The sequence below is a fragment of the Rhodoferax sp. OV413 genome (assembly GCF_945881795.1).
GTDB lineage: Bacteria > Pseudomonadota > Gammaproteobacteria > Burkholderiales > Burkholderiaceae_C > Allorhodoferax.
Genome location: NZ_CAMCVG010000122.1, coordinates 1 through 4,920 on the forward strand (window position 1 = coordinate 1; position 4,920 = coordinate 4,920).

The following is a 4,920-nucleotide window of genomic DNA, read 5'->3' on the forward strand; positions in this document are numbered from 1 at the left end:
CGCCCGCTGTACACCACGATGCCGTAGAGCGTAGCCCGCTCCAGCGCCACGACTTCGGCCGCTTTTTTCTCCCAGTGCGGATCGAGCAGCTGCTTTTTGAGCAAATGCCCGCCCACCTGCTCCAGCCACTGCGGCTCGATGCCGGCAATGCCGCGCCCGAAAAGTCGGGTGGTCTCGACCAGCTCGGAGGCCACAATCCACCTGCCCGGCTTCTTGGTGAGGTGGGCGCCGGGGTGGGCAAAAAACTTGATGCTGCGCGCCCCCAAATATTCACCGTTCTGCCCTTCTTCGAGCTTGCAGCCCACGTTGCCCAGCAGGCCCGCGAGCATGGACAGATGCAGCTGCTCGTAGCTGGCAAGCTCGGTGTTGAGCCGCCACTTGTGCTCGGCCACCACGGTGTGGAGCTGGCTGTAGATGTCTTTCCACTCCCGCACGCGGCGGATGTTGACAAAGTTCTGGCGCAGCAGCTGCTCGTATTGGCGGTTAGAGAGTTTGTGGGTTGACTCGCCTCCGCGTCCATCGTGAATCCACTTCCACAGCTTCAGGTAGCCGGTGAACTCGCTCTTGTCGTCGTCAAACTTCTGGTGCGCGGCATCCGCCTGCTGCTGGGCCTCCATGGGCCGATCGCGCACATCTTGCACGCTCAAGGCGCTGGCAATCACCAACGCCTCGTCGAGCGCGCCCCGCTCGCGGGCCTCGAGCAGCATGCGGCCCACCCGCGGGTCCAGCGGCATGCGGCTGAGTTCCTGGCCCAGGGGCGTGAGTTCGTTGGCGTCGTCGACTGCGCCCAGTTCATTGAGCAGCTGGTAGCCATCGGCAATGGCGCGTCCGCTGGGCCGCTCCAGAAACGGAAACTCCTCCACCTGCCCCAGATGCAAAGACTTCATCCGCAAAATCACGCCCGCCAGCGAGCTGCGCAGGATTTCGGGGTCGGTAAAGCGCGGGCGGCCGTCGAAGTCTTGCTTGTCGTAGAGGCGGATGCAAATGCCGTTAGCCACGCGCCCGCAGCGCCCGGCGCGCTGGTTGGCAGCGGCCTGGCTGATGGGTTCGACCAGCAACTGCTCCACCTTGCTACGGAAACTATAGCGCTTCACGCGCGCGGTGCCTGCGTCAATGACGTATCTGGTGCCTGGAACGGTGAGCGAAGTCTCGGCCACGTTGGTCGCCAGCACGACACGGCGGCCGGTGTGGCCGTCAAAAATCCGGTCCTGCTCGGCCGGACTCAGGCGGGCAAACAGGGGCAGCACTTCGGCGCTGCGCATAACCGGTTGGTGGCTGAGGTGCTTGCGCAGGTGGTCGGCCGCCTCGCGGATTTCGCGTTCGCCGGGCAGGAAAACCAGAATGTCGCCCTGGTTGTGCGGGTCGCGCCAGAGCTCGTCGACGCCGTCGGCAATCGCGTTGTTCAGGTCGTAATCGCGGCTTTCTTCGAAAGGACGGTAGCGCTGCTCCACCGGGAACATACGGCCGGACACCAAAATGACTGGTGCGGGCCCCTTTTTGGATGCGAAGTGGTCGGAAAAGCGCTGCGCGTCAATCGTCGCCGAGGTGACGATGATCTTCAGGTCCGGGCGGCGCGGCAGGATCTCCCGCAAGTAGCCCAGCAGAAAGTCGATGTTCAGGCTGCGCTCGTGCGCCTCGTCAATGATGATGGTGTCGTAGGCCTTGAGCAGCGGGTCGGTCTGCGTTTCTGCCAGCAAGATGCCGTCGGTCATCAGCTTGACCGAGGCGTCCTTGCCCAACCGGTCGTTAAAGCGCACCTTGTAGCCCACCACATCACCCAAAGGCGTTTTGAGTTCCTCGGCTATGCGTTTGGCCACGCTGCTGGCGGCAATCCGGCGCGGCTGGGTGTGGCCGATAAGCTGGCCGCGTTGGCCTGCCGGGTAGTTCAGCTTGCCCCGCCCCATAGCGAGCGCGATTTTGGGCAGCTGCGTGGTCTTGCCCGAGCCGGTTTCCCCGCAGACGATGACCACCTGGTGCGCCGCAATGGCATCCATGATCTCCTGCCGTTTTCCCGATACGGGCAGGGACTCGGGAAATTCGATCGTCAGCCCGGTCGCAACCACCGGGGATTCGGGCCCCGCACGGCGCTTTTGCGTTGCAGGGTTTGGAACAGCAATGTCGTTGACTGAGCCGCGGGCAGGCACTGGGGCAGGTGGAATAGGAGCGTCAGACATTGGGGGCGATTATCCTGCCAGCGGTTGGTGCGTCAGCCCTCCACAAACGGATCGGCACAAGAATACACACGTACACGTGCTACACTGGTTCACGTTAATCTGACATGTCTGTCATCGGGAGAACACATGGCAAACCTGACTATTTCTATGGACGAGGCGCTTATCCGCAAGGCGCGCATCCGTGCCATCCAGGAGGGAACTTCAGTGAGCGCCAAAATCCGCGAATTCCTGGTCCGCTATGCAGGCGCTCCGGAAGCAGATGCAGCCGCAGTTGCCATTGCCCTGCCGGTCTTCGATGGCCGCTCCGGGCTGCAGGCGGGGATTGACGGCACCAGCAACCAGTCCTTGTTGCGGGCTGTCAGCGAATGACACCGGACGTCAACGTCATACTCGCCGCCTCGCGCAAAGATCACGCCCATCACACAGTCGCACTGGGCTGGCTGGTTCAGGCCCTCGAATCGGCCCGGCAAGGCAACCGTTTGAGCCTGCTGCCCGGTGTTCTGGCGAGCTACCTGCGGCTGGCAACCCACCCGAGAATTTTCAGCCTTCCGACGCCTGCGCAGCAGGCAGTGGGCTTTGTGGATGCCTTGTTGGCATGCCCGGGCGTCGACATCCTCGCCGTGCAAGGCGAGTGGCAACATTTGCGCAGCCTGTGTATGGAGCAAAATCTCAGCGGGAATGACTTGCCGGACGCTTGGATAGCGGCTTGCGTCCTCCAACAAGAAGAGACTCTCGCGACCTTCGACCGAGACTTCGAACGCCTTTTGCCGGCCAACCGACTCCTTTTATTGCAGCCAACTGACCCATGACCTCTGTCTTCAACTTCACCTTTGTGCCCTGGTTCCGCTCGGTTGCGCCTTACATCCACAAGTTCCGTAACCAGACCTTTGTGGTGGGCATTGCGGGCGAGGCCATTGCGGCGGGCAAGTTGCAGCATCTGGCGCAAGACCTGGCGATGATCCAGAGCATGGGCGTGAAGATTGTGCTGGTGCACGGCTTCCGCCCGCAGGTCAATGAGCAGCTTCTCGCCAAGGGCCACGAGCCGCGTTACAGCAACGGCATCCGCATCACCGACGAGGTGGCGCTGGACTGCGCGCAGGAGGCCGCCGGCCAGCTGCGCTACGAAATCGAGGCCGCATTCAGCCAGGGGCTGCCCAATACGCCTATGGCGGACTCCACCGTGCGGGTGATTTCAGGCAACTTCATCACCGCGCGGCCTATCGGCATCGTGAACGGGGTGGACTTTCAGCACAGCGGGCTGGTGCGCAAGGTGGACACCGCCGCCATCATGAAAACGCTGGACATGGGCGCCATGGTGCTGCTGTCGCCGTTTGGCTTTTCGCCCACCGGAGAAGCCTTTAACCTGGCCATGGAAGAGGTCGCCACCAGCGTGGCCACCGCGCTTCAGGCCGATAAGCTGATTTTTCTGACCGAGGTGCCGGGCATCCTCATGGACCCGAACCAGCCCGCCAGCGAAGACAACGCAATCGACACCGAGCTGCCGCTGGCCGCCGCGGAGCGCTTGCTCAAAGAGCTGCCCGCCGCCAACCAGCCCACCGATGTCGCCTTCTACCTGCAGCACTGCGTGAAAGCCTGCAAGTCCGGCGTGGAGCGCAGCCACATCATCCCCTTTGCGGTGGACGGTGCGATTTTGCTGGAGGTGTATGTACACGACGGCATCGGCACCATGGTGATTGACGAGAAGCTCGAAGAGCTGCGGGAGGCCACCGAAGACGACGTGGGCGGCATTCTGCAACTCATCGACCCCTTCGAGCGCGACGGAACCCTGGTCAAGCGCAGCCGCACCGAGATTGAGCGCGACGCCGGCAACTACACCATCATCGAGCACGACGGCGTGATCTTTGCTTGCGCCGCGCTCTATCCCTACCCCGAGGCGCGCACCGCCGAAATGGCCGCGCTCACCGTGTCACCGGATGTGCAAGGCCAGGGCGACGGCGAACGCGTGCTCAAGCGCGTGGAGCAACGCGCCAAGGCCGCGGGGCTGGACAGCATCTTCGTGCTCACCACCCGCACCATGCACTGGTTCATCAAGCGCGGATTTGTGCAGATGGACCCCGATTGGCTGCCCGAGGCCCGCAAGCGCAAGTACAACTGGGACCGTAAGAGCCAGGTGCTGGTGAAGAAGCTGGGTTAAGCCGGCTGCCGCACAAGTTGGCGGCGAGTCAGGCGCCAAGCCATTAAGCCGCCAAACAAGGCCAGCGCGCAAAAGCAGACGAAAGACCAGTTGGCAATCGTGCCGCCTAGAAATGTCCAGTCCACCTTGCTGCAGTCTCCGCCACCGCGAAAAATCATGGGCAGCGCCCGCTTGAGCGGAAAGGTTTCGATCATGCCGTAGAGGTCGCGCCCGCAAGTCACCACCTCGGGCGGGTACCACTGCAGCCAGCTCTGCCTCGCCGCCACATAGGCGCCGGCCAGCGCCAGAACCAAGAGCACTACCGAGCCCGTGATTTGCAGGCCTTTTCGGCCGCTAGCGCCCGTCAGTGCTACGCAAACAGCTATCAAAACAAGAGCGTAGCGCTGCACAATGCACATCGGGCATGGCTCCAGCCCCACCACGTGCTGCAGATACATCCCAAAGGCCAACATGGCCGCACACACCAGCGCCACCGTGGCGAAAGCGCGTCGCGGCGCGCGGTCCAGACGGGTCAAAAGCAGTTCCAACATCATGTCCTTTTCAATGGGCCGCGCGCCGCAGGGGCCAACGCGGAAGCGAATAAGATTCGGG

5 protein-coding genes are annotated in these 4,920 nt (G+C 62.8%); 3 read left to right on the forward strand and 2 right to left on the reverse strand.

The window, feature by feature from the left end:
- A partial coding sequence (hrpA, locus tag Q0O05_RS11265) for an ATP-dependent RNA helicase HrpA (RefSeq protein WP_293663097.1) occupies window positions 1-1,994 on the reverse strand: 1,994 nt, incomplete at its 3' end.
- A 306-nt stretch (window positions 1,995-2,300) separates the two neighbouring features.
- Here hrpA and Q0O05_RS11270 point away from each other — a divergent pair.
- From Q0O05_RS11270 to argA, 3 genes are read left to right on the forward strand one after another with little or no spacing between them, the layout of a single operon-like run.
- The gene (locus tag Q0O05_RS11270) at window positions 2,301-2,543 is read left to right on the forward strand and encodes a hypothetical protein (RefSeq protein ID WP_293663099.1); all 243 of its coding nucleotides are present in this window, start codon (window positions 2,301-2,303) and stop codon (window positions 2,541-2,543) included.
- Window positions 2,540-2,983 (forward strand): TA system VapC family ribonuclease toxin, encoded by a 444-nt coding sequence (locus Q0O05_RS11275; protein WP_293663101.1) that lies wholly within the window; start codon window positions 2,540-2,542, stop codon window positions 2,981-2,983. Before Q0O05_RS11270 ends, Q0O05_RS11275 begins: the two co-directional genes overlap by 4 nt.
- Window positions 2,980-4,329: an amino-acid N-acetyltransferase gene (argA, locus tag Q0O05_RS11280; protein WP_293663102.1), complete on the forward strand. Its 1,350-nt coding sequence runs from the start codon at window positions 2,980-2,982 to the stop codon at window positions 4,327-4,329. The genes Q0O05_RS11275 and argA overlap by 4 nt, the downstream gene beginning before the upstream one ends.
- Here the strand turns inward: argA and Q0O05_RS11285 are convergent.
- Window positions 4,326-4,850 (reverse strand): disulfide bond formation protein B, encoded by a 525-nt coding sequence (locus Q0O05_RS11285; RefSeq protein WP_293663104.1) that lies wholly within the window; start codon window positions 4,848-4,850, stop codon window positions 4,326-4,328. The two genes, argA and Q0O05_RS11285, sit on opposite strands and share 4 nt — an antisense overlap.
- Window positions 4,851-4,920 lie beyond the last annotated feature (70 nt).